The 25,294-nt window shown below is 50.1% G+C and carries 31 protein-coding genes; 25 read left to right on the top strand and 6 right to left on the bottom strand.

The window, feature by feature from the left end; all coding sequences use genetic code 11:
• Positions 1-417: 417 nt before the first annotated feature.
• The 3 genes from J7392_RS01030 to J7392_RS01020 all read left to right on the top strand — a co-directional run bounded on the left by J7392_RS01030 (position 418) and on the right by J7392_RS01020 (position 7,267).
• The gene (locus J7392_RS01030) at positions 418-888 is read left to right on the top strand and encodes a hypothetical protein (RefSeq protein WP_209215726.1); all 471 of its coding nucleotides are present in this window, start codon (positions 418-420) and stop codon (positions 886-888) included.
• Between the two features lie 180 nt (positions 889-1,068).
• Positions 1,069-4,977, top strand: coding sequence for a UvrD-helicase domain-containing protein (locus J7392_RS01025; RefSeq protein ID WP_209215725.1), 3,909 nt, complete (start codon positions 1,069-1,071; stop codon positions 4,975-4,977).
• Positions 4,978-5,008: 31 nt separating this feature from the next.
• The gene (locus J7392_RS01020) at positions 5,009-7,267 is read left to right on the top strand and encodes a hypothetical protein (RefSeq protein ID WP_209215724.1); all 2,259 of its coding nucleotides are present in this window, start codon (positions 5,009-5,011) and stop codon (positions 7,265-7,267) included.
• Positions 7,268-7,408: 141 nt separating this feature from the next.
• On the opposite strand, the gene J7392_RS01015 is transcribed toward J7392_RS01020, so the two are convergent.
• The gene (locus J7392_RS01015) at positions 7,409-8,212 is read right to left on the bottom strand and encodes a hypothetical protein (RefSeq protein WP_209215723.1); all 804 of its coding nucleotides are present in this window, start codon (positions 8,210-8,212) and stop codon (positions 7,409-7,411) included.
• A gap of 166 nt (positions 8,213-8,378) precedes the next feature.
• Here J7392_RS01015 and J7392_RS01010 point away from each other — a divergent pair, with 166 nt between their 5' ends.
• The 3 genes from J7392_RS01010 (at position 8,379) to J7392_RS01000 (ending at position 10,440) form a co-directional block, all read left to right on the top strand.
• Entirely contained in the window at positions 8,379-9,347 is a 969-nt protein-coding gene (locus tag J7392_RS01010) for a helix-turn-helix transcriptional regulator (protein WP_209215722.1), read from the top strand.
• Between the two features lie 135 nt (positions 9,348-9,482).
• On the top strand, positions 9,483-9,839 hold the full coding sequence (locus J7392_RS01005; protein ID WP_209215721.1) for a hypothetical protein: 357 nt from the start codon (positions 9,483-9,485) through the stop codon (positions 9,837-9,839).
• 166 nt (positions 9,840-10,005) lie between these two features.
• Positions 10,006-10,440, top strand: a complete 435-nt coding sequence (locus J7392_RS01000) for a hypothetical protein (protein ID WP_209215720.1) — start codon at positions 10,006-10,008, stop codon at positions 10,438-10,440.
• A 544-nt stretch (positions 10,441-10,984) separates the two neighbouring features.
• On the opposite strand, the gene J7392_RS00995 is transcribed toward J7392_RS01000, so the two are convergent.
• Positions 10,985-11,137, bottom strand: coding sequence for a hypothetical protein (locus tag J7392_RS00995; protein ID WP_209215719.1), 153 nt, complete (start codon positions 11,135-11,137; stop codon positions 10,985-10,987).
• Between the two features lie 62 nt (positions 11,138-11,199).
• Between J7392_RS00995 and J7392_RS00990 the strand changes: the two genes are divergently transcribed.
• A complete protein-coding gene (locus tag J7392_RS00990; RefSeq protein WP_209215718.1) occupies positions 11,200-11,622 on the top strand; it encodes a hypothetical protein in 423 nt (140 codons plus the stop codon).
• Positions 11,623-11,767: 145 nt separating this feature from the next.
• On the opposite strand, the gene J7392_RS00985 is transcribed toward J7392_RS00990, so the two are convergent.
• The 3 genes from J7392_RS00985 to J7392_RS00975 all read right to left on the bottom strand — a co-directional run bounded on the left by J7392_RS00985 (position 11,768) and on the right by J7392_RS00975 (position 13,603).
• Complete coding sequence (locus J7392_RS00985) at positions 11,768-11,959, bottom strand: hypothetical protein (protein WP_209215717.1); 192 nt, start codon at positions 11,957-11,959, stop codon at positions 11,768-11,770.
• A gap of 779 nt (positions 11,960-12,738) precedes the next feature.
• Positions 12,739-13,071, bottom strand: a complete 333-nt coding sequence (locus J7392_RS00980) for a hypothetical protein (protein ID WP_209215716.1) — start codon at positions 13,069-13,071, stop codon at positions 12,739-12,741.
• A gap of 241 nt (positions 13,072-13,312) precedes the next feature.
• On the bottom strand, positions 13,313-13,603 hold the full coding sequence (locus tag J7392_RS00975) for a hypothetical protein (RefSeq protein WP_209215715.1): 291 nt from the start codon (positions 13,601-13,603) through the stop codon (positions 13,313-13,315).
• A gap of 674 nt (positions 13,604-14,277) precedes the next feature.
• Here J7392_RS00975 and J7392_RS00970 point away from each other — a divergent pair.
• From J7392_RS00970 to J7392_RS00950, 5 genes are all read left to right on the top strand, one after another.
• Positions 14,278-14,703: a hypothetical protein gene (locus J7392_RS00970; RefSeq protein WP_209215714.1), complete on the top strand. Its 426-nt coding sequence runs from the start codon at positions 14,278-14,280 to the stop codon at positions 14,701-14,703.
• A gap of 39 nt (positions 14,704-14,742) precedes the next feature.
• The gene (locus J7392_RS00965) at positions 14,743-15,084 is read left to right on the top strand and encodes a hypothetical protein (RefSeq protein WP_209215713.1); all 342 of its coding nucleotides are present in this window, start codon (positions 14,743-14,745) and stop codon (positions 15,082-15,084) included.
• A 171-nt stretch (positions 15,085-15,255) separates the two neighbouring features.
• On the top strand, positions 15,256-15,798 hold the full coding sequence (locus J7392_RS00960) for a hypothetical protein (protein WP_209215712.1): 543 nt from the start codon (positions 15,256-15,258) through the stop codon (positions 15,796-15,798).
• Between the two features lie 436 nt (positions 15,799-16,234).
• A complete protein-coding gene (locus J7392_RS00955; protein ID WP_209215711.1) occupies positions 16,235-16,717 on the top strand; it encodes a DUF4262 domain-containing protein in 483 nt (160 codons plus the stop codon).
• Positions 16,718-16,882: 165 nt separating this feature from the next.
• The gene (locus J7392_RS00950) at positions 16,883-17,353 is read left to right on the top strand and encodes a DUF4262 domain-containing protein (RefSeq protein WP_209215710.1); all 471 of its coding nucleotides are present in this window, start codon (positions 16,883-16,885) and stop codon (positions 17,351-17,353) included.
• On the opposite strand, the gene J7392_RS00945 is transcribed toward J7392_RS00950, so the two are convergent.
• Positions 17,354-18,076 carry an autoinducer binding domain-containing protein gene (locus tag J7392_RS00945; protein ID WP_209215709.1) on the bottom strand — a complete coding sequence of 241 codons (723 nt, stop codon included), beginning with the start codon at positions 18,074-18,076 and terminating at the stop codon, positions 17,354-17,356.
• 506 nt (positions 18,077-18,582) lie between these two features.
• Between J7392_RS00945 and J7392_RS00940 the strand changes: the two genes are divergently transcribed.
• The 13 genes from J7392_RS00940 (at position 18,583) to J7392_RS00880 (ending at position 25,255) form a co-directional block, all read left to right on the top strand.
• Complete coding sequence (locus tag J7392_RS00940) at positions 18,583-19,077, top strand: hypothetical protein (protein WP_209215708.1); 495 nt, start codon at positions 18,583-18,585, stop codon at positions 19,075-19,077.
• 51 nt (positions 19,078-19,128) lie between these two features.
• Positions 19,129-19,647, top strand: coding sequence for a hypothetical protein (locus J7392_RS00935; RefSeq protein ID WP_209215707.1), 519 nt, complete (start codon positions 19,129-19,131; stop codon positions 19,645-19,647).
• The gene (locus tag J7392_RS00930) at positions 19,640-20,182 is read left to right on the top strand and encodes a DUF4262 domain-containing protein (RefSeq protein WP_209215706.1); all 543 of its coding nucleotides are present in this window, start codon (positions 19,640-19,642) and stop codon (positions 20,180-20,182) included. Before J7392_RS00935 ends, J7392_RS00930 begins: the two co-directional genes overlap by 8 nt.
• Positions 20,179-20,406: a hypothetical protein gene (locus tag J7392_RS00925; RefSeq protein ID WP_209215705.1), complete on the top strand. Its 228-nt coding sequence runs from the start codon at positions 20,179-20,181 to the stop codon at positions 20,404-20,406. Before J7392_RS00930 ends, J7392_RS00925 begins: the two co-directional genes overlap by 4 nt.
• Before the next feature lie 50 nt (positions 20,407-20,456).
• A complete protein-coding gene (locus tag J7392_RS00920; protein ID WP_209215704.1) occupies positions 20,457-21,131 on the top strand; it encodes a hypothetical protein in 675 nt (224 codons plus the stop codon).
• A 2-nt stretch (positions 21,132-21,133) separates the two neighbouring features.
• Positions 21,134-21,730, top strand: a complete 597-nt coding sequence (locus tag J7392_RS00915) for a hypothetical protein (protein WP_209215703.1) — start codon at positions 21,134-21,136, stop codon at positions 21,728-21,730.
• 71 nt (positions 21,731-21,801) lie between these two features.
• A complete protein-coding gene (locus tag J7392_RS00910) occupies positions 21,802-22,197 on the top strand; it encodes a hypothetical protein (RefSeq protein ID WP_209215702.1) in 396 nt (131 codons plus the stop codon).
• A complete protein-coding gene (locus J7392_RS00905) occupies positions 22,194-22,481 on the top strand; it encodes a hypothetical protein (protein WP_209215701.1) in 288 nt (95 codons plus the stop codon). The genes J7392_RS00910 and J7392_RS00905 overlap by 4 nt, the downstream gene beginning before the upstream one ends.
• Before the next feature lie 22 nt (positions 22,482-22,503).
• Positions 22,504-22,851 carry a hypothetical protein gene (locus tag J7392_RS00900; protein WP_209215700.1) on the top strand — a complete coding sequence of 116 codons (348 nt, stop codon included), beginning with the start codon at positions 22,504-22,506 and terminating at the stop codon, positions 22,849-22,851.
• Between the two features lie 44 nt (positions 22,852-22,895).
• A complete protein-coding gene (locus tag J7392_RS00895; RefSeq protein ID WP_209215699.1) occupies positions 22,896-23,612 on the top strand; it encodes a hypothetical protein in 717 nt (238 codons plus the stop codon).
• On the top strand, positions 23,609-24,550 hold the full coding sequence (locus J7392_RS00890; RefSeq protein ID WP_209215698.1) for a hypothetical protein: 942 nt from the start codon (positions 23,609-23,611) through the stop codon (positions 24,548-24,550). The genes J7392_RS00895 and J7392_RS00890 overlap by 4 nt, the downstream gene beginning before the upstream one ends.
• Positions 24,543-25,037 (top strand): hypothetical protein, encoded by a 495-nt coding sequence (locus J7392_RS00885; RefSeq protein ID WP_209215697.1) that lies wholly within the window; start codon positions 24,543-24,545, stop codon positions 25,035-25,037. Before J7392_RS00890 ends, J7392_RS00885 begins: the two co-directional genes overlap by 8 nt.
• Entirely contained in the window at positions 25,034-25,255 is a 222-nt protein-coding gene (locus J7392_RS00880; RefSeq protein WP_209215696.1) for a hypothetical protein, read from the top strand. The genes J7392_RS00885 and J7392_RS00880 overlap by 4 nt, the downstream gene beginning before the upstream one ends.
• Positions 25,256-25,294 lie beyond the last annotated feature (39 nt).

Raw genomic sequence — 25,294 nt, 5'->3', positions numbered from 1 at the left:
GTTCATAAAACAGGTCAGGAAGAAGATTTGCGTTTACAAAGGACGTAAGTATGCCTGTTTGAGTGAAAGTGAGTAACACAACTCCTGAGAGGAGTATATGAACTTCCTAGAGTGGTTAGCGCGAGAATTGATAGAAGTATCGTAACTCCGCAATGTATATTACCGGTAATGTAAATCGACTTACATCTTATTGCATGCATCTTACCGGTAAGAAGATGTAAGATACCTTTTATTGCCGGTAGAAAACATTGAAATAAATCATCTTACATTGGGAAACTTTGACTTACCGGTAGGTCACATCATTTCGATGTAAAAAGTGTCGTATAAGGTCTTTCTGCACGTATTTTACCTTGCCCAGTGAACCCTCCTTTAACCGATGATCTCTATGGTGGCGACATCTGATCAAGGAGCCTGGTTGTGAACGGGAAAGAAGCTGAAGCATTTCTGGACGACATCGAGCGCCACGAGGCGTGCCTCGAGTACATGCGTGGCGCCGTCGAGGCTGACATGGCCATCTCTGAAGATGTGTCTGGTAAGCGAAGTGACCACGAAGCAGAGCCGCAAATGCTCGCAGCTCTCCTGATGGCGGAAGTCATATTCCTGAATTCCCATCACTGGATGAAAGAGTGGCCCGAAGGCGCGCGCAAGATGACATCACTCAATGTTATCTGTAACGACGTCTTCGCCTGGGCGAGCGCCGATGCAGAGAGCATCGAGTATAAAGATATCGAGGATGTCTACGAACACTGGATCAAGGATCCTGACTGGGGCCCGGCCGTGTGGTGCATCAAGAAGCGGGGAATGATGCCGCAAAAGCCAGTTGCCGACAAAATCGCTGAGCTGGGAATTTGGGACCTGGATGAGATCGCTTCCAAACTTCAGGAGTGATCTCACTGACTTTCCCTTGACTTCGATATTTGTGTCGTTAACCCTCTGTTAATATTGGTGGTAGTAACTGCCAGTTGAGCTTAGCTCATTTCGCGCCCGCGTGGCGCACCCAAAGTAACAGGTCCGAGTGACCGCCCTAACCACAGGCTCGCGTAGCCGCTTAAAATTTGAGGAACCACCATGGTCGATACCAGTATCGAGGCCTATCAGCGCCTCGCGCGTATGATAGAAGACGCTCGCAATTTATCAGAACTCTCATTCGCTATCGTAATTGCAGCCACTGCTGGGTCCGGAAAGACCTATACGATTACCAATCTCACAAAAATTCTTATCTCCGCCGGGATATACAGGGCACAGGATATTACTATGTGCTCGTTTACAAATGCTGCTTCAGCAGAACTAAGAAAACGGTGTGTCGACCTAGATCCTTCCGACGAGGTATCTTATGGCCAAGTTCGATTCACGACACTCGACAGTCTCGTCACTGAGCTAGCGAAAGCAATATCTCCGGTTATTACCGATGTTGGAGGATTGGAGAGCGAGGTATATTTCCCAGCTTCCAAAGACGAAGACCTTCTGCTCGCAACCATTCATGAAATGCTCTCAGCGTATCAGACTGTGGCTCCGAAGGGCGCCACATACGACAGCATCCTCAACCTGATGAGAACCACGCTCCCACCCAAAGCAGACGCGCTGACAATTGATACCGACCTAAATGACGTCGTTTCCAACTCTGGACCAAAGACCCCTGAAGAAATCTATGCGAAGGTCTGTCTTGCTCTCGTAAAAATATGCAAGCGTGGTATCGATCCACGTTCAGTGGGGATACCGAAGTTTCTCGTGATCGATGAAGCTCAGGACTGCTCACTTCACCAAGTGCTTCTCGCCTTCTTCATGATGCGATGCGGAACCGATGTCGTATTTATCGGCGACCACTTGCAGACCCTGTATCGGTTCCGTGACGCTGTGGGCAGCTGGATCTTCACCGATGAAGTCATCTCCGAGATGGCGACTGCCTTCGGCGGCCGTCAACTGGATGCTCAAGAAGTTCAACTTCCCAGAAATAGAAGATGTGCAAAGAACATCACGAATGCGGCCGCGAAATTTGCGGAAGAAGTCCCGGCGCTTGTAGACAGGATATCCTCACATAGCTGGAGGATGCCGAAAGCTCAGAGGGATAAGACTGGTAGGGAGCACTTCGATGGACTGAAGCGCTTTGTCCCTTTTCAGGATCCAGAGAAGGGGACGAACTACGGGCAGCCCTTTGAAGATAATAAACCTGGTGGGCTCTTCGTCTTGGAAGGTACCAAGCAGGACAGAGAAGACGTCGACAATGTTATTGATGATGATGTCGTAATTTTTGACCCCATTCAAATCCTCAACAAAGATACCAAGGTGTCTTCAGGGTCTCTTGCGCAGGTAGCCATGGGCTTCTCCAAAGAAGAGTTGCCTCAGAACGGTAAGGCTTTCTCAGATCTGGGCGGCCAAGATTTTCGTGACCATCTAGATCATATTGTTGCTGACCTTAAACGCGGAGCAAGTGTTGCCTTCCTGGCGCCCGGCGGCTGGAACGAGTCTGATCGCCAATGGCTGCTACGTATGCACCCTGATCTCGATGAAACAGAGATACGCGTACACAGCTCCAAGAACTGCCTGCTTAAACCTCGTTCATGGTATTCTGTCTCCGGTGGAAAACCAAAAGCTGCATTTGGGATCCCAACCTCGTGTCTGCTCGCATCGTTCGCCATGACCTTCTTCCTGACCCCGAACACAGGCATGGTTAAAGCTTCCGGACAAGGATATGTCGATCCCATCAAGAACCAGGCCAGCCGCAGAGCAGATTGGGAGCGTGCCGTCGAAGAGAAAGTCGAGAGCATGCTTGCCTTGCAAGCGTATGGCACCAAAGAGGCGCCACTGTTCGAAGATCAGGTGCTCCCGGAACTCGCTCCATATCGCTTGATGCTGACGAAAGCCTTCTCAGACATGATGAAGAGAATGGTGCGCTACTTTGGCGAACTATATGGCGGCGAAGATATGAACTGGGTGGCCGGTTCAGTCTCAGAACTCATATTTAGTCCCAGAGGTGTCTCAGACTCTGCACTGAAGATTGGCATCGAGTGTATGTACAAATGCATTCACTCCACGACGTTGCCGAAGTCTTGTGCAGACCTTTCCCGAGAACTTGAAAAGGCAAGCCAGGATCCGTCCAATGAGTTCAGTGCTTACTTCCTGAACGATATCCAGGAAGCGGATAGGCTCGGCCAGTTCCACGCTGACATCTATTCTACAATGCGAAGAAGATCTCTCGTAGATGATGAGGAGCCACCCCAGTCCCCGGATTCACCTGCCATAAAAGTTAGCTCATCTATCTGGGCGAATAATACTCGGAATTTTTATGGCGAGGTGGCCAGCGTTCGTAATGCCTTGCTTAAGGATGGCGTAGAGAAGGGCCTCGTGTCGAAGATCACCCATGCTCTCAATGGGAGACGTGGCGATGCTACAATCGCGTGCGTATCAAAAAGCATGCACCGGTCGACGATCAGGTCATTTGCAGGTGATGTTCAGCACGTCACGCTTGCCGGTAACACCCAAAACGTCCTTCAGCCCACATCTGGGATACTCGACCTGGCCACTATTCACGGATCCAAAGGATTGGAGTGGAGCCATGTTGTTTTGGTTCTCAGCAATAAAGGTGGCAATGAAACCGACGCCCAGTCCTATCGAGACCTTTTATACGTAGCATCGACCAGAGCGTGCTCGACATTAAGCGTAGTCGCACCGAAGGCCTGCTTCCCTCTAAAGAATAAGATCCTCGGTGATCCTAAGGATTTTGGTGCAGACGGCTCGATCAAGAGTGAAGGCGCCCTGGTTCAGAAACATATGAATGCTCTTTTCATAAAATCTCTTGAAGAGATCGGCCTGTCAGAAGAGTGGGAAGATGACTTCAACTGTATCGATAAGAAGTCCGGAGGCGCCACCCGGTCGATGGAGATCACTCATAGCCAGATCGAACGCGTGCAAACCTGCATTCGGTCGCAGACCCTATCTGAGTTCGAGAAGGTGACCTACCCGATGGGGCCATCGTATCAGAGAACCCTGCACCGGATGATGGCATCAATCTGCGCGAGCCTGGCTGGTATCCTCAAAGAGCCTCCCAAGGAGCCACCATATTTCACAAGTATCACTGACATCTTGAAGCAGCACCCCAATGAGACCGATTGGAAGGTCGTTCTCGAGGCACTTCAGAAAAAACCTGAGTGTTTCCAGTATATGGCAATAAAGCTGACGCAGAACAGGATGGCGCTTCAGTCTGAAGGCTCTGACATCGCTGATGCTATCCTTCGATATATTATGAATACGCTGATGACGCATGTTGCCTGCGCATGGGTGGGCAGCGAAGTTCTGCGTGCCGTCCCGGAGGCAGCAGCTCGAGGCGATGAGATCATCATCGAGCGCTTCCTGCGGAATTCTGTTCCTGGTGGTGACGTCATGTCCGGCGCAACCGATCTTGCCATCATCAGCCATGCAACTGGTGAAACCAAATTGGCGGACTGGAAGGTAATTCCAACAACATTGGCGGCCGCCGGTCAGAAGTCATTTGAACAGGCTGATCTCTATTCATTCCTGGTTGGAAAACACGCACCAGCAGCAAAGACTGAGACAGCTGAACTTGTTCTGCTTCCAGCGCCTCTCATGCTGGGCTCACCTGAACTGGTAGATCATATTTCTGAAAAGGGAGATCTGACACCTCCCGCATTCGAGGACTTTCCCGAGCAGCCTCAGAACTCTGACTGGGTTTTGATTTCTCCGAAGGGTGATGCAACCTATTCGATGTTCCAAAGAGTGCGCGCAGCTGATCTGGGTGTAATACCTGACATCGTAACGACTGGAAGCGCGTTCTTCGGATGTGGTGCCACCAATGGCGGTCAGTCTGAATACGAGGAGGAGCGTTGGCTCGCCCAGTCTCTTGGAGAGGACGGCCGAGAGCCGACAGCTGAGGACTGCATGACCTGTGAAGGCCGTGCGCACTGCTCAGTCCAGCGTTTCGCCGAAGAGATCTCGAACCCTGAAGAGCTGCTGACAGCATAAGCGCAATTTATATAAATGAATGGAGAATATTATGTTTGACCTTGTTGAAGTCGATAGCAACGACCTGATGAGAACTACGATGGCGCCGCTGAGTGACGAGTTCACCTGCCTGCCGTTTGATCGAGAACTGGCAGAAACAATCCTTGATTCCGGTTCTGAATATTATCAGGACGGCGATCTCAGCCTGGTTCGGGCTCGCGTTGCAGAAGCGCAAACGATCAAGGACCTCATTGATGCCACATCAGATGGGCTTGGCGGCCGACAGATCCTTGTGCGGCTGATCTCGGCTAAGATGGAGGAGGTGTCTGATGGCCTCATCAAGAATGGCCTTATCCTCAGCCCTGAGCAAACACTCACTGAAAAGGAGCGTACCTTCGGCGAGGCTGAAGTAAAGGATGCCTTCGAGATTTCGTTCACCGATTACAATGGGAATCTGGTCTGCGTGCTCAAGCAGCGGTTCAAAACATATTTCAAGGATCGCTTTTCAGCCACCGACGTGTTTGCTGAGAATTCTCAGGGCAAGGGCCTTTATCTCCCCGTGGAGGACATCCGCCCGAAGAATGGTAAGCCCTACAAGGTGGTTCTAAGTGCTTTTGGGATGCAGGATGGCGACAGGCAGCTATCCTACATGAGGAAGGCTGATCGGATCACTGACGAAGAACTTGATGGGAGAGTCTGGTCGGGCACAACACATAAGTTCTCGAATTCGTCCAACACAGAGTTCACTCACTATCCCCTCAGGGACCTGGCCATCCTGCCATCATCTGGGTTTTCCGGACTAAAAGACCACGAGGCTAAGCTTACCGAGCTGGGGACACGCCTTCGCAATGATATTAAGGCGGCTATGGATTATATCCGTGAAGGGCCGCAAGCTTCGAACGATGTTACCAACAAGACGGATCGTGTTCGGGAGTTCTTCCGGGATAAGGCTGAGATATCTCATATTTTTGGGTCCTTCGTCGACCTGCCGGTTCAAGTGTACCAAACTCCCCATAGGCGGACCACACCATCCATTCCAGGTCCGATGACGGTAATCCTTGCTACCGATCTCTATGGGGATGCTCTGAAGCGTGCGTGCGCTGGTATTATCCGGATTTCACAGAACCCTGACACTGAGGTCATCCCGATCCATTTTGTACCGACCGAGGAAGAAGGTGAGGAGGAATTCAGCGCCTTCCTTGCTGAGTACAAAAAAGAAAACCCTGAAACCGATGCGATTGTGATGCCTGCGTTTAAGAAAGGTGGCCAAAAAATAGGCAATAGCCGATACGTTCTCAGCTACGACCGTCTCAGAATTATCTGTGCCGCCCAGAAGTTCAACTTCCAGGGTCTGGATGCCTTCAAGATGAACGAGGACAACGAAAAGTTCGGGGCGGTTTCCCAGATGTTTTATCCTCGTCAAGGGCACGTACAGCAGGGTATGGGTGTGAAATCAGGCATGATTGCGCCTAGGTATCCGAACAACCCTCTTTTTGAGCTCTCTATTGGTATTGATGTGTCCCGGCAGTCCAGGCGGGGTGTTTGCGCCGCCGGGATCGGCATGTTTGCAGGAGGAGCTGTCGCGGACATCTCCGGAAGCCTGGATGCTAACGAAAAAAGAGAAGACGAAGAGCTGGCTAACCTCATCATAGGGGTGATCAGGAAGTCACCAATTCGGCAAGGAAAGGTTCTCATCATACGTGATGGGCGCCTCTTTGAGGATCCGGAGAAGATCGTGACTATGGTGAAGAGTGCCTTCCCTGACATCCATCTTACGTTTGCATCAGTACTGAAAGCTCGCAGCCCAGTATCTTTGGATAGTGACTACGGAACAGCGGCTGTGCATGTCGATGATAATGGCACCATATTTTTTGGCGTCGACGCAAGATTGGTGACGATGCTGAAGAAAGACGGTTCTGGTCCCAATAAGCCAGGCAGTATGCGCGGTCCGGTTAACATGAGCGTTGTTGAAGACACCTACGGGCTTGTTGATAGTCCCCAGGACCTTGGTCGCTTTCTTATTGAGCTGTGTACAGTGAACCCGTGCTCGGCCGGACCTGTAATCAGCATACCGGCGCCACAATATATGGCGGACCGCACATCTAACTTTGTGCTGACTGAGCTGATCAACGGTGAGAAAACCAGAGATCTGCTGAATAAGGGGAAGGCTAGAGGAATGTTCGATGGGCCTCTGTCTGAAGCGGATGAAAAATATGGCAGCCCCAAGAAAGGGAATGCTGCGGAAGACATCATTCTGCTCGTCCGTCGCTTTATTGATGAACACCCGCAGGGGTGGGCGATCTCGGTATAGAGATAAGCCCGAATAACGTACATAAGAGGCATCTACGGTAGTATCTGTAGGTGCCTTTCATATTGTAACCATGTATACGAACTTCGAGAACCATTAATCCGCGCGAATTTTCAAGATGGCATGGCTGGAGCTCGAGGTCGATTATCTTGACGAAGCTTTGAGCACTTCGGTGAGGATGGTATCCATTAGCGTTGCTGACCATTCCTCTCCACCTGGGTGGGTGCTCGCTGCATTGAACCTGGGGGATGCGTTTGCCTCAAGAATAACGGGTCCGAGATCCCCGACAATGATATCAAAGCCAGAATAGTCTAGCCCCAAGACTTGAGCTGACTGTGTGGTTATCTCCGCGATCTCGGAAGGTAGGTCAGCACCAAGGAATAGCTCAGGGACCTCCCCTGAGGAAAGGTTGCCAAATCCGTCGTTGTCTTGGCGGCGCCAATATCCGCCAATGATGCGTCCCCGCAGGTAATAGACACGTAGCTCAGGGCCCCTTACACGCCTTTGGAGTAGGACTGCATCATCTGAGCTTTCCCAGGCGGCACGGAGAGCGGATAACAGGTCTCCATGCAGAGTTACGCCAATCCCACGCGTCCCGGAGTTTGGTTTGACGACAACCTCATGTCCGTCTGCAAACTCCCTAAGAACTTCTAGTGCGGGCTGTGATGTTTGCCAACGTGGGCTCGGTATCACTACCTCGTCCGGAACTCTAATACCGGCACGCCTGAGGAGGCTTGAAGACGTCGCCTTATTGCGGGCGAAGTTGGCTGCCAGTTGCGTGTTGATATCTAGAGTTGAGCCACAGTGAAGAAGGTCATTCCCCAATGTTACTCTTCCCATTGAGGCGACTGCATCGAAAGGCTCGTAGCTTGCGCCGATGCGGCGGGCCGAAGGAGCTATATAGGTTGCACCGAATGTCCTGCTTTGGGGATCGATAATATAAGACACTGGGTACTCCTCACTGATTGAGAGGTAACTGTGCAGTCGTGGTTAATTGGTAGTTATCCAAAGATCTTGGATATGATTAGATTCTAGGGTCTTCGGATACATCCTTGTATATCCTTGCGGTCTGCCGGTGGCTCTGGTAGTAATCTTGTGAAATTTGGAGAACTTCATGAAAAACTTAGAATACTTGCGTGTCCTTCGAGGGTACTCAGTCAGTAATCTTGCAGAGATGGTCAAGGCTTCGGTCGCAGATGTCGAAGCATGGGAAGCGGGTGAACGGGAACCGAACCTTACGGTGAAACGTGATATTGCGATGCTCCTCGGTATCGATATCGACTACCTTGACGGTCGCCCGGGCGCTTCGACAGACAGCGTTCTTATGTATCTCCGTGCTGACGATGACGATGATGAAGAAGACGAGAGCCGTGATGAGGTGACCGGTTACTGGGGGCAGGTCGGCATCAAGATGCGAGGTGAGGAGTACACGAAGTGGTATCCTGTAAGCGTCCAAGCAGCATCCTCGCTTCAGTGGTCCCTTTCTATCCCGGGAGGGAAGCTGGGGCTCACTAGATTTGAAACTCTGAATAACCGCCTGGTCATCTTCCGGGCCCCGGCCGTGGAGCGAGTTATTTTTCTTGAAGAGGCCTGCGATCAAATTGAAGGCGACTGGAATGTGGCGTTTGACGAAGTGGAGGGTAAGCCTCTTGAGATTTATCATGCCCTGACGCGTCGAATGAACCTCGAAGAAACGGAAGATGAGTCAGAAACCTACAAAGGGATCGTCGATGAGGCCATCAAAGGGTTTGGGCTAAAACATGATGAAGACTATCATGAGTTACTCTCCACGACCTATATTCATACGAGCTTGGGTCAATCACTTGGTGCTACCCATTCATACATGAATGAAGGGTACGATGTCTTTGACGTATGCCAACGTATTGATACCAGCGATACCGATTATATTGCGGACCGGATGTTTTCTATCAACGATGAAGTCAAAGGTGTCAACGCCTACTACAACTGGACAGATATCGCCGTCATCGACGCTCCTCTTCTTACATATCTGGAATTCAGGAAAGAGCAGGAAGAGCATTTCCAAGAGCACTATCATGATGAAGAGATTGATGGTGACTTCTAGATTATAAGCGGAAATCATATATAGAATAGCAAAAGAGAGCCTCAGTAGAAATATTGAGGCTCTCTTTTAATGTTGTCAATGATAACAGAATTAATTACTGTCATTGGTAAACCATAATCATAGGAAGAAGTTATTATGTCCGTTAAAGCAACTGAAGCCGAGCTATTGAGTGTTCCATGGATCGAAAGATTGGCGCACGGAGACTATACGGTCGAAATGGCTTCTCTTCCTACTCGGGATGGCCGGAATATGGGGAATGCTGTTCAAGTTGGGCTTGTTTCTGGAGAAGGGGAAACACCTAGATATTTGGTGATCTCCGATGCTGGCAACCCGCTAACCGCAACCCTTAAGCAACTTAAGGCCGCTTTCCACCCGCCCATTGTGGTATTGAAAGATCTCCTCCCAGCGCATGTCGCCGCATTGCGGACCCTAAAAAGAAAGGGTGAGAATCTCAAAGTCGATATTGAGAAACTCGTTGAGAAAATGCCATAGGATTGGCTTCCTTATTTACCCCATGCAGAGCGCGTGGGGTAATTTTTTGACGGCACCTCTCTGTAGGTATAGCTTTCCTGAGTACATACGAGCGTTCTCAGAAACTCCTTGTCACCCGTCTTCAACCTACGGTAGCCTTGCGCTGGAGTAGCAAGTTGGAGCAGACATGAATAAAATGGATTTTATCCGCGAGCTAAGCACTTCAATCAAGAAGGGCTTCCCCTGGAAGAGTTCGTCACGGGCATCAATACAAGGCATCATAGATAGCGGCCGTGCGAGCAGAGATGTGAACTTCGATAATTTCACTGAGATCGCGTTGTATATTGAGAGCATTTGCAAGACCGGTTCACTTGATGCAGCAAGTAAATTAGCGGATATGTTCCTTCCTGGCACGCTAGAGTATGCAATCCTCCGAGATAGCTCAGGGACCACGGTCCGCATCTGTTGGTGGCCTTATGGCCTGTCGGTGGGCGACATGGACAAGATGATCAAGGGCGCCGGTAGGCACAATGATGATGCACGAGCGTGGCTGCTTGCTATCTTGGAAGCCAAAGAGGCGGGCCTCTATAGCGCGTACCGACAGAGAGCTAAGTCTGCATAGATTTATGGCACCTTTTACCTTTACGGCTTAAAGAGAGCTAAACGTCACCCATTAATCGTCGTCTCGATAAAGCTTGGTCATGTTCACGTCGGTCAAAACATCCAGACATAAGTGGAGTAAGAGCGTTGCGACAACGGACAGTAAAAAGGATACGCCTAGATGCCATCCTGCCATATACGCGAGTAGAGCACCCACTATCAATAGAGTGAAAAGAACTAAGCATAGTGCAGCCACAAAATATGATGGCGCGAATTCATGTATCGATTCTAGTTTTCGAACATGTTTAATGAACAGTCGGCAGGTCTTATCGATCACGTATAATTCTCCATCTTTGCTACCTTAGATCATATCCATGATGGATTACCGGAGGATTAAGCCTCGCGGTGATCTAATACCCTCACTTCTCTTTGAGTGCTTCCCGAGCCGCATCAGCCTCTTCGGGATCTTTGATTTCGATGCAGAGCACCAGGACGAGATGCTGGTGGTAGATAATGCATATTATCGGATCGTTAGGCTTGATTTTTATCAAAGCAATCCATATGCTTTATTTAGCAGCAGACAGCGAGGCTTCCTTTTTGGACGCTGTTGCAAACGCACCCTTTGAGGTCGGCATACCACGGTAAGGCGTACTCGCATTATTAAGGCTCCCTTCGGGGGCCTTTTTCACGATTATCTTGTCCTCTTTATTATTGTGCATGGATAGGTGTCCTTTATCATTGAGTTAATGGACGCTAAATGATACTTTGCTTGGAACCACACATGCTGGAGAACTCTGAGTTGACTGATGCAATCCAAAAACTGAATGAACTGATCCCTCTGGTCCAAGATCATCGCTATGATGACGATCAGAAGAAGCATTACGATCTGATTCAGGAAGCATTTGGCTTCGAAGAGCATGTTCCGACTTCTTGGGCGATCCAGTCGTGGCGGGGATCGGATATGAATGCCGCCAAAGAGCTTCACAACTACCTGATGCCGGGTATGAAGCAGTTCTCTATTGAAACTGATCCAACTTGCCTGCGTGTTCAGGTCTGCTGGTGGCCTGACGGGCTCAGTGCTGGTGTCGAGCATCAGGGCGAAGGCTGGGGGCATGTAGATTGTGAATCTCAAGCCTGGCTGATCGCCTTGATTAAGGTTCGCATCAGCTATCTGGAAGCCCAGCGCGAGAAGCAGGCCGCATGATTGAATCGACCGCCAGTATTGAGACCCCTTTGCTACCGCTTCTCGGCGAGATGTAATACGGTCAGAGATCGTATCGCTAATGAGTTCGAAGCCCAGCTCATTGGGCCGGGCTTCGCTTATTTATCGCTGGATAATTTTCAGACTGCTAAATATTTACAAATAGCTCTGCATTTTTCGCACTCAGAGCTTCTTGAATCAACTTGGCCTCTTCTTCATTTTTGATCTCTATGCAGAGCGCGAGACCGTCATAGTCGTCTCCTTCTCGGAAGGTTTCGCCGCAGTGGTTCTCTATCGAAGCTTTGCGATCTTTCATATCAAAGGGGAGAATAATGGACATGTGTGTTTCCTTGATTTTTTGGCACGTTAATAATATTGACGGATATGATTAAATAAAAAGTAATGTATATTTAACTGATATTTATAGATATCCATATATAATATGTATTTATTATTGAGCTGACCATCTGCGGGTGGTAGATTGTTTGCAGCCATACGTCGGCTCTGCTTTTGTACAGGAAACCATTCAGTATGATCGGTAAGACATCAGATTTGGACCGTCTTCGCTCTGCTCTCGAGGCAGCTCTCAAATATGAGACAATGGGGCATACAAGGATGTGCCAGAAGGCATTTCCTCCGCGTTGGGATGGCGACCATGGTTCCGACAGTCGCGCCCAGGCTGCCGTAAACATCTGGCGCCAGAACAGTAAGGCCAGTGAATCCGTAGAGCGTCTTCGCAGGGAGCTGGTCCATGGCTATATGCAGACCTACGCCACTCCGGCCGAAAGCGATATGAGTATCTGTGTACTAGAAAATATGACCACCGGTGACGTCATCCGGGTGGAGCATAGGTATCGGCTCCACGCGTACCTGATTGCGATCCTCAAGGTGCTTTTAAAGCAGCGCCAGAATGAGGAGGGCGTCCTCTGTATGGGATGCGGTGATCCAGCTGTGAAATTATGCGAAGTGAACTGTGGCGATGCTTTGTGCGGATCCCCGGTTTGCGATAAGTGCATCCACTTCGTTAATAGCAAAGTAGGGATGGCCAGAGGCTGGTCACATGTACGGCCTGACGGGGATAACTGAAGGTCCCCAGTCTTGGTTCACTATGGCGGTCGGTCAATCGTCTAAACTGTCGATCTCTTTTTCGATCTGTTTCATCTTCATCTTTGCTTTTGCGCGCACCCTTGATCGCACAAACTTCTTGGCACCTTTGATAGCTCGGGCCATCCCTCGGTGACCATTGGAGAAGTCATTGCCGATCTGGGCTGCTACATGGGAATCGCTGAAGGTGTCTATCTGGGCTGCGCCGTGCATTGATTTGTCCAGAAATCCAGTTTTGCCGACCCTGATCTGACCTTCTTCATCAGGTTGGCGAGCATATCCGTTCTGGTAGGCGTCATGACTGTAGCGTCTGTCGACGGGCTTTCTGTTTTTACGTTGGTGCTTCATATTCGTTTGACCCAAGAGAAAATTAAAAGGTTTCGACCGTCATTCACGTTCTGCTGCGACGGGGCTTTTTATCTTTGCGCGAGCTTTGGTGCTGAGATCCATGCGTCGTAATTTCAGAAATATTCATGACTATTCATGTGTTGCCTATAGGGTGCAACGTTAGTTGTCAATATTATACGCCTCTAACATCTAAATCGATCCAGTGAGGCTGTCCTAAACTTTATCTTTAGGACCTTGCTTCCTATTCCCGTGCTGTCTCTGTCACCAGGTCCATGCAGTCACCGCCGACGTCGATAACTTCGGCATCGGGCATATCGGAGCCTAGATAGTTCTGGAGTTTCAGCAGCTCTCCGGGCGCCTGACCGATTTCATCAACTGGAATTGTGATCTGAACAAGAGTGGGAACCCCCATAAAAAAGGATGCGCAGTCCTCCCACCCGGCGGCAACAATTTTACGTTCGCGTGCGGCGGTGTCGACACCATCGGGGAATGCGAGTGTTATTTCGAGGTCTAATTTCTTTGTATCAGGCATAGGTATCTCCTTTGTGCAGGAGATCATATCAATCAAACATTAAGTGCCGTTTAATGTCGTGGTGTTATCATATTTTCATGAAGTATGTATATGAAAGCCCTGATAAGGGAAAGACTGTGTACCGGCGCCCCGCGCGTCTGATCAGCCATAAAAGTGGTGGGATCGAACTTAGCCGTATTAACGAGGATCTTCGCGAGGTCCGACAGGAAGATGGGAGCTGGGTTGTCGACCGGCCGTCCTCATCAGGTGACCGGCTATCAGCGTGACCGTTGATGAAGCTTACCTTCATTCCAGTCCTTCAGAGCGGTCCCCTGGAGCTTCTTTGCCGTCGTAGATAACCCACACCGGTCACAGCAGACCTTGTGCCAGCCACCCTCAGTGACCTTCCCATTTGGATGACCTCCACCGCATAGGCAGGGCTCAGGGGATCCATCTGGTTGATCGCCGGGGATTTGAGGTCCCGCATTGGCCAGTTGGTAGTCGCGCCCAGCGCCTCGCATAGGGATCATGTGTTGTCGCTTTCTGTTTGAAATACAACGAGTGATAAACGTTCATTTTCTGGTAATAAATAATTCTATGCTTGTAGATAATAAAGGTCAAGCATTCTTAAGTATTGTATTCTTGCCTATTTCGGTGGATAGTGATGATAACTTTAGATGTATTGGGGTCTATGCATGGATCGGCTTGCTAAGCTAAAAGAACTTCACCGTCAGATCGAAGATCATTCGTATGATGATGATCAGGAACTGCATTACGACCTCATCCAAGAAGCGATTGGGGTCACCGATCATCACTCTACGAACCTAGTGATCCAGTCTTGGCGCGGTCAGGACATGCATGCAGCGCGAGAGTTTTATGAAGCTATGCTGCCGATTACTAGACAATACAGTATTCAGACCGATCCAACCTGCCTCAAGGTCAAGGTGGCTTGGTGGCCGCATGGGCTGTCCGGGAAGCATGAATTCTCAGCGTATGCCTGGGGAGATCTGGGGCAGGAGGGTCTGGCATGGTTAAAAGCTACTGTACGCACGCGGATCAAGGCGATGGAAGCGGGGGTTGACCTAGAGGTCGGTGGGAAGTCCTTCCGGGCAGAAGCCTAAAGCGCGTCGCCGCGACCATAAAAATATAAAGAGTTAGGAATGGAGCCGATGATGTCTCTGGTAATGTGGAATATCTATGATGCAAATGCTGATGAGCACGAAGATTGCGCGTGGGCTGGCTACCTTGATGGCCTTTCGAAGCCTTGCATCGGTGAAAAGTTTTCAATGATGCAAGATCACCGGGGGCCTTATCCTGACGGTGAAGTTATCTGGATTACCGGCCGGGTCGTTGATGTCGCGACCGATATCTTCCCGAAGGGGCCACACACCGAAAAACACGTTACGATCCATATTAATGTTCTCGAGATGAATAAATGGGATGCTGACAAGGGCGAACCTGTCATGGTTATCGGACCGCGTAAAAAGAGGTCTTCGACCTGATGAACGATGATCGAAAGCGCCCCGTTAGCTTGGATAAGAAGGCATTCTCCAGAGGTGTGGACGAAGTCCTTTTCCTCAAGCCAATCTGGCGCCTGTTTCGCAGCCTATTCAAGGGCATCCGGTAGTAACTCACTGGTCTCACAAATTTATTTAAGCCATAGGATAATAGTCATGCCTGCACTCAATCATTATCGCAAGCCACCCAACGGCCCTTGCTCGAAAGCTCCTAAGATTTTCGGCCTCTTCTGGCGCAGCCACATCTGGGAATTCAGCACCAGTTGGAACAGCAACACGCGGAGAATTCTGCCTTGGGTAAAGCGCAGTTCGGGTGTCGGCCGAGCAGGCTGGCGCTGTTCAGGGTGCGGCGAGTTCTACTGGGGCGTTGATGATGCCACCTTTGCTGAGAACTATGCCATGGCCACGGATCCATCCATGAAGTTTGCGGTAAATCAGCGTCGAGGTCTGGATCGCTGGGGGCGTGATCTGTCTCACTATGATCGGTGTGTGACCCTCAAGGGACATCCCTTTGTTGCCGAGCGTACGGATGAATCGATCACTGTTCGTTGCAATAAAGAGATCGTTGCACGCTGGTCGACAGGAGAGGTCGACCGCGATCTTACGCATTTTGTTGAATGGACAGCGATTACAGGTGCGATTGTCGAGGGAGCAGATAAAATTCGAGGCGAGCTTTGGGCTCTTAGAGAAGATCGTTAGATGCCTCGAAGTGTCCTTCAAGCATCCCTCTCTGAACTAGTCACCACATAATTTCGCTGATAGCCTTCCTGTAATGAAATAAACAGGAAGGCTATTATGAGTTCGAACATTCGTCACAAGGTCTTGGCCGCTGCGGTAGCCCTAAATGCGATTGCGATCATATTTTTGGCACTGAGCCAGAGGTATGGCATGGAGGCTCTTCCGAACGGTATACTTCGAATTGACCACCTCACTGGATCGATAACTATCTGCAAGAGTGTTGGGAAGGGACGTTTTGAGTGTTAGAAGTCCTTCTTCAGCACTATCCATAGATGTATTTAATCGCTGCATCTCGGTTACAATTCCCCTTCTTTAGATTGAAGTCAGCGTTTACCTATTGATTTCCAAAGAAGAAGGATGAAGTATAGTCGTATTGACATAAAGGACGGAAGTATTCATGACCACAGCGACACTGGAAGATCAGGACCAAATTGAAACCTTCATCAAAGATAATGGGTTTGCCATTATTGGTGATAAATCAGACGTCAGCAAAATGAATTTTGCATACACCGTTGGTCTGGCGGATAAATCGACCTCGGACCTTCTGATGATCGGTTTTGAGCATGATCAGATGGTCGACATCATCTCTAAGGTGGCAGAAAACCTCGGTGCTAACCGCACCATTGAGGGCACTCAGCCAGTCCTGATGTCCGGTATCATCGAAAATGGTAATGTCTCCCTGGCTCCGGTGCCAGAGGGCTACGCCGTTAAGTTTGCCCATGTTTTGGCGGAGCGTGCCAGAGCTAAGGGACGAGACCTGAATCTGGTTCAGGTTTACCTTCCTGACGAAAATGGCCTCTTCCCTTACGATGAGGGCTGCCTTCCAGAGAACTCGTTTAAACAGCGTTGGTTCCGGGTAATGAACGACGGGTCCAGCTAACATTACCCCGTTTTAGCGGGTGTATTGAGGGTTATTAACGGGGGCAGAAATTTTCTTGCTCCCGTTTTTCTTTGTAGTCCATGTTGTTCGATATTTTTCGATTGCCTTAATGAATAAAATAGGGCTCTTCTGGCTTTAATGGGACGCGAACTAATAGGTGAATGCATGATCGAGAACTTGAATACGTACGAAGACAAGGTTGAAGCTAACATTCGCGAGCATGGTCATGCTGTTATCAACACGATGTCTGATAGCAAAACCTCACCGGTCACGCTTTCCTATACTGTGGGGCTGTCACAGAAGGGGACCTCAGACCTTATGATGATGGGGTTCAAGCATGAGATGATGCATGGCTTACTGAACGATACAGTGAAGCTGCTGGATAAAGGAGATCTAATTAAAGATCCCCGGCGCCTATCCAAAGTCATTCAGGGGTTCGATGTGCTTCTTCAGCCGGTACCAAAGCTGGATGCTGCACGGTTTGCCTACGCGCTGAAGTCGCACTCAAAAGGATCAGATCTCAATCTTGTGCAGGTCTTCTTGCCGGACCCCCAAGGTCGGTTTCCCGACGATGAGGGGTGCGATATCGGCTATGCGAGGATGCAGAACCACCTGCGCCTGATCCCCAACAGTTAATTAGCAGGCAATCAGCTTCCTCAGCATGGCTGTCTCGGCAGCCTCTGAGTTGCTGTTAGCTGCAAGCTTCCGGCGGCCGTTCTCCAGGTCGAGCTCAACTGCTTCCAAAGAAATGCCGGTAATTTGGGAGATCTCAAAGCTTGAGCGTCCTTTTGAGATCCACTTCAGCATCTCAGCTTCTGTTGGCATAAGGGTTTTGGAGAACTCCTGATCGCCAAGATCGTCGAGAACTGATTGGTGGATCAGCTGTCCGACACGCTGAAGGTCGGCAATGAAGCCGTCCTGGCCTGCATCCCAGTCTTCTCGGGAGAAGTTGGTGTTCACAGATAGCACTGCACAGCCCGGACGGCTTAGGTCCAGAGGGATGATAACTCCACTATCAGGGATGTCATATTCTGCGGCTTCAGAGAAGAAGAGCTGCACGTTTGCATCATCTCGGGGGATGGATGACCACAGGGTCGCCTTTTCGGATGCCATACAGACTTGGATGAGGGGATCGATGAAATAGTACTGCTTTGCCTGGTAACGTTCGTTCCAGGCTTCTGAGTACGTCCCGATGAGTGTCGTACGGGGATCGAAGGGGCTTTCGCCAACCACGCGAAGGTAGACCAGATTAGCAATATTAAAGGTTTCGCAGATTTCCTTCAAGATATCCTGCTTCGACGCCAACGGGTTCTTCTGGACGTAGTTTGAATAAAAGTCGGCGACAGGATACGCGCTCATGTTATCTCCTAAGTGGTAGTGTTTGATCATATCAACGATATGATGGCCTACTAACTTTCAGCTGGGGAGTTATCAAGGCAAAATATGTTAACTACTATCAATCCGAGAAGTTTTCTCATTTGTGATAATATAGACACATTAGCCACCTATAGTGTACTTTCGCACATGTGAGAGAATGTGGTTTTCGAAAAATATGACAGTTTCGGCTACGATGAATGGTGGGGAAGGGAGCCCTCCGAAGCAGGTAGGATACCTCGAAGGGTCGCTTAGTAATTGAGGACGAACTTTTAGGCTGTTTCCGGCTCCTCGAGTTTCTCGGGTTATTTGCGGTCAGCAGCTGATGAAGAGCTGGATGGATCATGGAGAAATATTAATTTATATGGATGCGCAAATACCTATTTCGCAATCAGCCATTATCTATGCTTGCTTGACTTGTTTCTATGCATGATCTAATAATTAATAGCCCGATAGAGTTGGGCCCAATTCATATTTGAAAGGTTATCGACATGCCCGAGAAGCACACTGCGAGTGAAGTAGAAGAAGTCCTGTGGGGCGCGATTTCTAGCGAAGACATCTTTGCTGATGGCGTGGATGCGCAGGCCGAGATGGAAAAGATGGCTCAGGCAGTTGTCAGTGTCGGGCTGCAAGATATGCGTGAATACATGCAGCCGCTTACGGATGTGATGCCTGAAGATTTCAAAGGTTGGCATGACAACGAACCGGCCGAATGGCCCTTGGTCGCTGCGATGTCCATCCAGTCCCTCAAAGAGCGGGAGGAGTTTGCTTGGGAGGCAGCTAATAAGGCAAAACCAACCCCTGCGCAGAACGCGGCTGCCCTCAAGACCTATCTTCTTGAGATCCAGGAGTCGTATGTATGGGAAGCCATTGCCGCCGCTATGGAGAAGGACTTGGCTGACCCTGGTGATGTCTTCTTCGCCGGTCTGAATGCTCTGATGGAGCCTGTTGAGCCGAAACGGGACCTGACAAGTGGCACTCAGTGACCACAGATCGCCTACTGAATGACCACAGGTCGGCCACAAAAGGAACACAAGATGACGACCAGTAAGATTTCTAAAGACGAACTTGAGGCATCGAGCACACGCTCCGAAACTTCTATCGTAGGCGATGCTGAAGTAGTCGCGAAGGCGATCTATGAGCAGGAGTGTGCAGACGACCCACATCCTGAGGCGTGTCCCCGCTGGGAGGACTTCCCTGATCACCATGCTCCTTATCTGAGGAAAGCACGTGCTGCGATGGCGGCGTCTGGTCTGGGAGAACGTGTGAGCCGTGCCTATTCCGAGCGTGCTGCCGCCGCAGTTGCTATGGCTCGCTTTGCCTTGATGTCTGGTTACAATGCGGGTGTCGGTAGAGACAGCAACGAGGACTGGGACGATGAATGGCGCGTGGTCCTTTATGTGGACACGCCCGGAGGTCAGGTGAGCTGGCATATTTCTCCCGATGACCAGCACTTCCTTGAAGGGCTTCCAAACTATGAAGGCGACTGGGATGGCACCTTCCTCAGCCGAGATGGCAGCTTTTTGAAATGGGATCAGGATAAAACCGATGCTTAATGACAACGACAAAACCACTATCGATTACGGGCTTTCCCACATTGAGGCTTCGATCAAGGATTTCGGGTTTGCCTTCATGTCTTACTCTGGGGAGGCCGAAGTCTCATACACTGTTGGCCAGGCGGACAGGAACTCTTCAGACCTGTTATTGCTAGGGGTTGATAATAATAAGCGCGTCCTAATTTTGGATTACGTTGTGAAGGAGCTAGGCCCTGATCAGATCATCAGCGAGCCCTGTCGTCTAACAGTTGAGGGCACGGATGTCATGCTGGTGCCTATGCCTGCGGCTAAGGCGGTCAAGATTACCGAAGTGCTGAAATATCGCTTGGGTCCGCGTTATTATTACAAGCAAAGACCTGAAGGCGGTTTCGATCCTGATATTTGCGCCCCGAACATCAATGTTGCTCAAGTCCTCCTGCCGGATGCTGAGGGCCGCTTCCCAGGCGAAGAGGGCTGTGATCCGAAGGTGGCTGACGCGCAGGATTTTGATCAGCAACTGCATAAAATGTACAAGCATAGAAAGTTGACGACATGACTAAAGAAGCCTCCAACGAATACGGTGTTCCTACAAAGGAATTTCGGGAAGCCGTGGCCCCTCATGTAAGGGCAATCGACGCAGCTGTGAAAGACCTCATGCGGCAGGGGTGGGCGGATGCAGAGATCTTCAAAGCCCTTTGCGATGGTGTCTCTCTCTCGATGTCCAGTGAGCGGATTAAACGCGCTGCGGATATGCGCAAGGCGAAGAAAGCTGCGGGCTGAAAGTCGCGCGCAAGATCATATTTTTGAATTCATTAATTTTAGGACTTTAGATGTCAGACCAAACGGATACCGGTAAACCCAATAGCGCCTGGCTTCCTATCTCAGAGGCACCAACAGATGCGGAGATTGTTGTCGGCTGCTATGTCGAAATGAAGGACGGCCGCTACTGGTCCCAGTGGATCGTTGACCCTATTGATGGGGAGTTTGGCAACGATGGTTATAATGGTGATAGCCCAACACATTGGCAGTATGCGCCGAGAGATCCGGAGGCTGACCAGTCAATCAATGCTGATGAACGCATCCAAGAGCTGGAACGCGCTGTCGAGGCGGCCGAACAGCGTGCTGTGGATGCCGAGCATGTTCTGAAGGCTTGGTTTGACCTGCGCAAACTTGGCAAAGAGCAGGTCGATGAGGCCGTGATTGCTTCCACAAAGGGGTATTTGCGCACGTCTCGCAGTGGTGGCATGGATCCTGATGAATCTGATGCCGTGGAGGCTATCATCACGGATATGGCACGCCTGTCGATCTTTGCTGATCTCTATGCCCGGATTATTCAGTCAGACCCCACGCCTTTAAAGGAACGGATGGCGGTGGCCATGTGTAGCGGGACTGTGGGTGTCGGGAATTGTACCTGTGCGGCTACCGGTAATTTCAAATGTGCGGACGAGCATCCTGGCAAGCAAGCCGAACTCGCCATTGCTGCTTTGGCACCAAAGAAAGATTAATCATGAAAACCGATAATAAAAAGCATCCGTTTTGGCTCACCGCACTCGCAGATTATCTGATCGATCCTCACCATATTTATGGTGCCTCTTACTTTGAGAGTGAAGTCTTCGAAGATCGCGTCTCCGAGCTTATGCTCATGCCTCTCGATGTGAAGATGGCCCGGGATCGGTTTCTTCTGGCTCGCTTGACTGAAGGCAATCATTCAGAGCTTTCCAAGATTACAGCGCTCCCGGATGAAGGTAAGCAGTTGGCTAGTTTTATTAAGGGGGTGGCTGCTATGCTCCGTGGTAAGATTGATGGCAAGAGAGTTTGCATTCAACGTGAACACTATTTCGAGCAATCTATTCCCGCGTACCAATACATGGAAAAGATGCAATCTTCTGATCAAGCATCAGATATTGCCGCACCCGTTTTTGCGGCAGTCTATGCTCTCGAGCCTATCGACTTCTATCTTGACAGCTATGGCTACCACTCGGGGAGAAGGGGTGATGGACCTGAAGTGCTGGCGGAGGCGCGAGCGCAATTTCTGTCGGCTCTGGAAGCAAGTCTAAAGAAGTCATTGTTTAAACGTATTATCGGTAAGGTTAGACAAGTATAATCATGTATAGTTGACTGTATTGTAAGTTCTGTTTATTGTGGCCTCAACACTATTGATCAGGACTGCATGAAGTGACTGAAGACAACATCTCTTATTATCCCGTAAGCTCCCGTCTGTCTTCGCTGGAGGTGCTGCGGGGTAAGGTTATTTCGGGTGTGCAACCATCTGCTGAGGACATGTATAAGGCATTCCCGGACCCGGATCGACTTACGCTAAGCATCTTAAGGATCAAGGTAACGGAAGCTTTTGATGAGTGCTGCACTTCGGCCATGGATTTGTTTGAGTTCCTCCTTCAAGGGTGGAGAGCTACCCATATGTGGGGTCCCGGCGATGATAATACTTGGCGGGTGAACCTCACAAAATATGCAAAAGAGCCCATGTATGCCGGTGGTCAGTCCGATCTGTTCAGCCGTGCCATGCTGATTGCCGTGCTGAACGCGCATATCAAAGAAGTGGAAAGCAAATGAGTGATGTAACTAGCCAAGATGATCGGTCTGTTCGTCGCATTGCCGGTCACCTCGAGAAGGTACTCTTGGATGCGGCCGACACACCGATCTCGACCTTCGAGCTTGCACAAACATTGGCAGAGCAAGCCTTAGCAGCGCACGAAGTCAGTGCTGAAGAGGCGGCTAAAGCTTTGCTGATGGTCGAGAACATGGAAGTTCTGGATGAGAAGTGTCGAAAGCACGGCTTATCCGCTCCGAAGGTCTTTGGGCTCCTGCGGGAAATCCGCCAGGATGGCCTTGAGTAATCATATTTTGAAAGACGTTTCTATGAGTGAACAAGATAATTGCGAAGGCTGCGGAACAGAGCGCGTTTTGGCGCCCGGCATCGACTACTACTGCCCCAACAAAGAATGCTCCTACGAGCGCGATCAGATGTTTGCCCGTATCGCGCAAAATAGGGCTCAAGCCCAGTCTGACGAGAAGGTCAAAGGATACACGGTGGCTGAGGCTATCCGAGGCGTGGCTTTTCGTGATGCGGCCGATCTTGTGGACGAGATCGCAAGCCGTCAGGGCGACCTCATCGAGAAAGATGAAGAAGGCCGAATTTATGTCCGTCTGGAAGTCGTCTATCGGGAGCTTATGGAGCGCTCTGGATTGGAAGACGTTCTCCGATAATAGTCGACTGAAAATCATATATAATAACGCATTGGATTTAAGTAATGCCCATTTCCCCTAAGCATACATACCACAAACCGACCACGACGGTCGAAATCACTGAAGAGATGATCGACTTCCTGACGAAGGAATTCCCGGATTTCAAACCGGAGCCCAAGGTCGATGACCTCAAGGAAGCGGTAAGTAACCAATCCGCCGATCTTCTTGCCACCCTTTCAAATTTTGTGAAGCCGCTCGAATGGCATGAGATTTGGGCCAACGGTGAATTTCATATTTCTGGTCCCTATTCGATCTATCATGGCCGGAAGAAATGCACTCTAACCTACGTATCGGGGGAAACTGAGGAAGACATTCCATGTGAAGGGAACCTCGAAGATGCCAAGGCCGCAGCCCAGAAGCATCATGTTGCCCAGATCATGTCGGCATTGGATGTCTCAGGGAAGGCCGTAGTTCCCATTCAGCAGACCCTCAAAGATATCCTGCTCCCAATGCGATGGGCTGACCAAGGCGGACATCCTCATTACCGAGGAGATGGTAAGTGGGATTTCTCGAGCACCACTGTAGTGGTTAACGCTGATCAGCTGAACATCTTATTTGAAGCGGCTGGCGTGACGCCGGAGATCATTGAGCCCCTTGGCTCCTGTGCTTCCTGTATCCACTCAAAGGATGATCGCGGACAAGGTTATGTAGGCTCATGTCTGTCTTGCAAAGGTCCCATCATGAGCAATTTTGAAGCTTTCGCAGAAGGAACCGGGGCATGAACCATTTTGCTCGTGAGAAACTGGATGAAGTCGTCGATAATTTCGTTTGGGGGCTACCCGAAACGGAGTTTAGCTGCATGTCTACTCCGGAATCCGGTTTCGATCTATGTCAACAACAATTGACATCCGACTACGCATTTGTAGATGCTATCATTGCGGCTCTGCCAGGGCTCGTAACTCCACTGGAGTGGCACAAGGGTGGCGATAGGGCATCAGATTGGAAATCAGAAAGTCCTCTCCATAGCTTCCTTATCTACGAGAACGCGCAAGATGGGTGGACGCTAGATGATGGCATGGCGAAATCGCCACATGATACCGTTGTGGAGGCTCAGGAGGACGCACAGAAGCGCTATACCTCTCTAATCATGGCGGCACTTGGCATCACAGAACCCGAACCCAAGGAGGTGGCAGATCACCAAGGTGATGAAACACCCGACACTATTCCGGACCCCACAGACCAAGAGCTTCAGGAAGCTGTCGCTGATCAACATCATGATGTGAACGATCTGAAAGAGATGATGGACGCAGATGAAGATCTGGTTGGTCAAGCTCGCGAGAAAATGGCGGAAGCTATTTGGCGTGAAGGTATCGGCCGAAACCGTAAAGATGATGTCTGGCCCAATGATGTCATTGGGCAATCACAGGATCTCTTTCGTTCAAAATCAGACGCTGTGATTGCTGCCCTTCCGACATTAGCGCCTACATTGGAGTGGATGGAAATCGGTGTCGATGGGAAAGAATTTGAATCGGGCCCCTATACCATCCATAATGCTATGGGTGTCTACACCGTGATCTACAAATCAGGTGAATATGTCGGAGACGACAAAGTAATCTCTCTCGAAGATACCCTTGAAGCTGCCAAAGCAGCCGCACAGGAGCATTCTTTCAAAGAGTTGATGGGCGAACTTTATAAGGCAGGGAGAGCAGCACATGAGTGATGTAGACAAGCTCTTCATCGAAGAACTAAAGTCCATGGTGGCTAAACAGGCCGAGCGGATCCAGGAGCTTGAAGATCAGCAAGAGAACGCAGCCCAAGCTATGGCCGAGACCCAGAACTCTTGGGAAGCGCGCTGTCATGCCATTATGGCGGCATTGGAGTATGACTTTGGGGGGTTCTCTACGGAGGTGCCTGAGGTTGGCAGCTGGTATGAGCTGAAGGCCAAGCAATTCAATGAGGAACTCTTCCAAGCCCGAACCGAAAAATATGATGCTGTAGTGCAAGCTCAAGCCGCCGAGAAACGCGCAGAGAGCGCTCGCGAAGATGCGATCACTGAAGCCATCCCGTTGGTCAAGGAAGCTGTCAGCAAGATTGTGTACGATGTCTGGTACAAGACTGACTTCCCAGTCACGTCGCATGGACATCAGAAGGTCGGGGAGGCGGCCGAGGCTGCTATGAAGTCTGTTTTAGAAGGAAATATGAAATGAAATACTTTATCCCGGCATTGGTAGGTAGCCAAATTCTCTTCTATCTGGCGGTGAGCTTCGTCACCTACGATCTGTCGTGGCCAGTGACGCGGGCGCCGGAGTGGACCTCCTTGCAGCGCTCAGATCTCGTCCTTGGATTGGTGATGTATACGACCATCTTTGTGGGCCTCGTGGTTTACCTGTGCGACCCCAATAGCAAGTACAAGAAGTTCTACTAATTCTGCAAAGTGAAGCCGCCTTTAACGACTGAAGGCGGC

Origin of the sequence: Sulfitobacter sp. R18_1 (assembly GCF_017743915.1) — a bacterium.
Classification (GTDB): Bacteria; Pseudomonadota; Alphaproteobacteria; order Rhodobacterales; family Rhodobacteraceae; genus Sulfitobacter; species Sulfitobacter faviae.
Note: the sequence above shows the minus strand (reverse complement) of the source record. Positions and strands in the feature narration are given on the sequence as shown.

Bases quoted from the DNA above. Each gene is read 5' to 3' on its own strand.
- J7392_RS00885 (WP_209215697.1), top strand. From the start codon at position 24,543: ATGAGTGATGTAGACAAGCTCTTCATCGAAGAACTAAAGTCCATGGTG.
- J7392_RS00940 (WP_209215708.1), top strand. From the start codon at position 18,583: ATGCCCGAGAAGCACACTGCGAGTGAAGTAGAAGAAGTCCTGTGGGGC.
- J7392_RS01005 (WP_209215721.1), top strand. From the start codon at position 9,483: ATGTCCGTTAAAGCAACTGAAGCCGAGCTATTGAGTGTTCCATGGATC.
- J7392_RS00975 (WP_209215715.1), bottom strand. From the start codon at position 13,603: ATGCCTGATACAAAGAAATTAGACCTCGAAATAACACTCGCATTCCCC.
- J7392_RS00890 (WP_209215698.1), top strand. From the start codon at position 23,609: ATGAACCATTTTGCTCGTGAGAAACTGGATGAAGTCGTCGATAATTTC.
- J7392_RS00920 (WP_209215704.1), top strand. From the start codon at position 20,457: ATGTCAGACCAAACGGATACCGGTAAACCCAATAGCGCCTGGCTTCCT.
- J7392_RS00970 (WP_209215714.1), top strand. From the start codon at position 14,278: ATGGATCGGCTTGCTAAGCTAAAAGAACTTCACCGTCAGATCGAAGAT.
- J7392_RS00980 (WP_209215716.1), bottom strand. From the start codon at position 13,071: ATGAAGCACCAACGTAAAAACAGAAAGCCCGTCGACAGACGCTACAGT.
- J7392_RS00925 (WP_209215705.1), top strand. From the start codon at position 20,179: ATGACTAAAGAAGCCTCCAACGAATACGGTGTTCCTACAAAGGAATTT.
- J7392_RS00935 (WP_209215707.1), top strand. From the start codon at position 19,129: ATGACGACCAGTAAGATTTCTAAAGACGAACTTGAGGCATCGAGCACA.
- J7392_RS00900 (WP_209215700.1), top strand. From the start codon at position 22,504: ATGAGTGAACAAGATAATTGCGAAGGCTGCGGAACAGAGCGCGTTTTG.
- J7392_RS00905 (WP_209215701.1), top strand. From the start codon at position 22,194: ATGAGTGATGTAACTAGCCAAGATGATCGGTCTGTTCGTCGCATTGCC.
- J7392_RS00915 (WP_209215703.1), top strand. From the start codon at position 21,134: ATGAAAACCGATAATAAAAAGCATCCGTTTTGGCTCACCGCACTCGCA.
- J7392_RS00990 (WP_209215718.1), top strand. From the start codon at position 11,200: ATGCTGGAGAACTCTGAGTTGACTGATGCAATCCAAAAACTGAATGAA.
- J7392_RS01000 (WP_209215720.1), top strand. From the start codon at position 10,006: ATGAATAAAATGGATTTTATCCGCGAGCTAAGCACTTCAATCAAGAAG.
- J7392_RS00930 (WP_209215706.1), top strand. From the start codon at position 19,640: ATGCTTAATGACAACGACAAAACCACTATCGATTACGGGCTTTCCCAC.
- J7392_RS00895 (WP_209215699.1), top strand. From the start codon at position 22,896: ATGCCCATTTCCCCTAAGCATACATACCACAAACCGACCACGACGGTC.
- J7392_RS00960 (WP_209215712.1), top strand. From the start codon at position 15,256: ATGCCTGCACTCAATCATTATCGCAAGCCACCCAACGGCCCTTGCTCG.
- J7392_RS00950 (WP_209215710.1), top strand. From the start codon at position 16,883: ATGATCGAGAACTTGAATACGTACGAAGACAAGGTTGAAGCTAACATT.
- J7392_RS00945 (WP_209215709.1), bottom strand. From the start codon at position 18,076: ATGAGCGCGTATCCTGTCGCCGACTTTTATTCAAACTACGTCCAGAAG.
- J7392_RS00965 (WP_209215713.1), top strand. From the start codon at position 14,743: ATGGAGCCGATGATGTCTCTGGTAATGTGGAATATCTATGATGCAAAT.
- J7392_RS00995 (WP_209215719.1), bottom strand. From the start codon at position 11,137: ATGCACAATAATAAAGAGGACAAGATAATCGTGAAAAAGGCCCCCGAA.
- J7392_RS01020 (WP_209215724.1), top strand. From the start codon at position 5,009: ATGTTTGACCTTGTTGAAGTCGATAGCAACGACCTGATGAGAACTACG.
- J7392_RS00955 (WP_209215711.1), top strand. From the start codon at position 16,235: ATGACCACAGCGACACTGGAAGATCAGGACCAAATTGAAACCTTCATC.
- J7392_RS00985 (WP_209215717.1), bottom strand. From the start codon at position 11,959: ATGTCCATTATTCTCCCCTTTGATATGAAAGATCGCAAAGCTTCGATA.
- J7392_RS01010 (WP_209215722.1), top strand. From the start codon at position 8,379: ATGAAAAACTTAGAATACTTGCGTGTCCTTCGAGGGTACTCAGTCAGT.
- J7392_RS00880 (WP_209215696.1), top strand. From the start codon at position 25,034: ATGAAATACTTTATCCCGGCATTGGTAGGTAGCCAAATTCTCTTCTAT.
- J7392_RS01025 (WP_209215725.1), top strand. From the start codon at position 1,069: ATGGTCGATACCAGTATCGAGGCCTATCAGCGCCTCGCGCGTATGATA.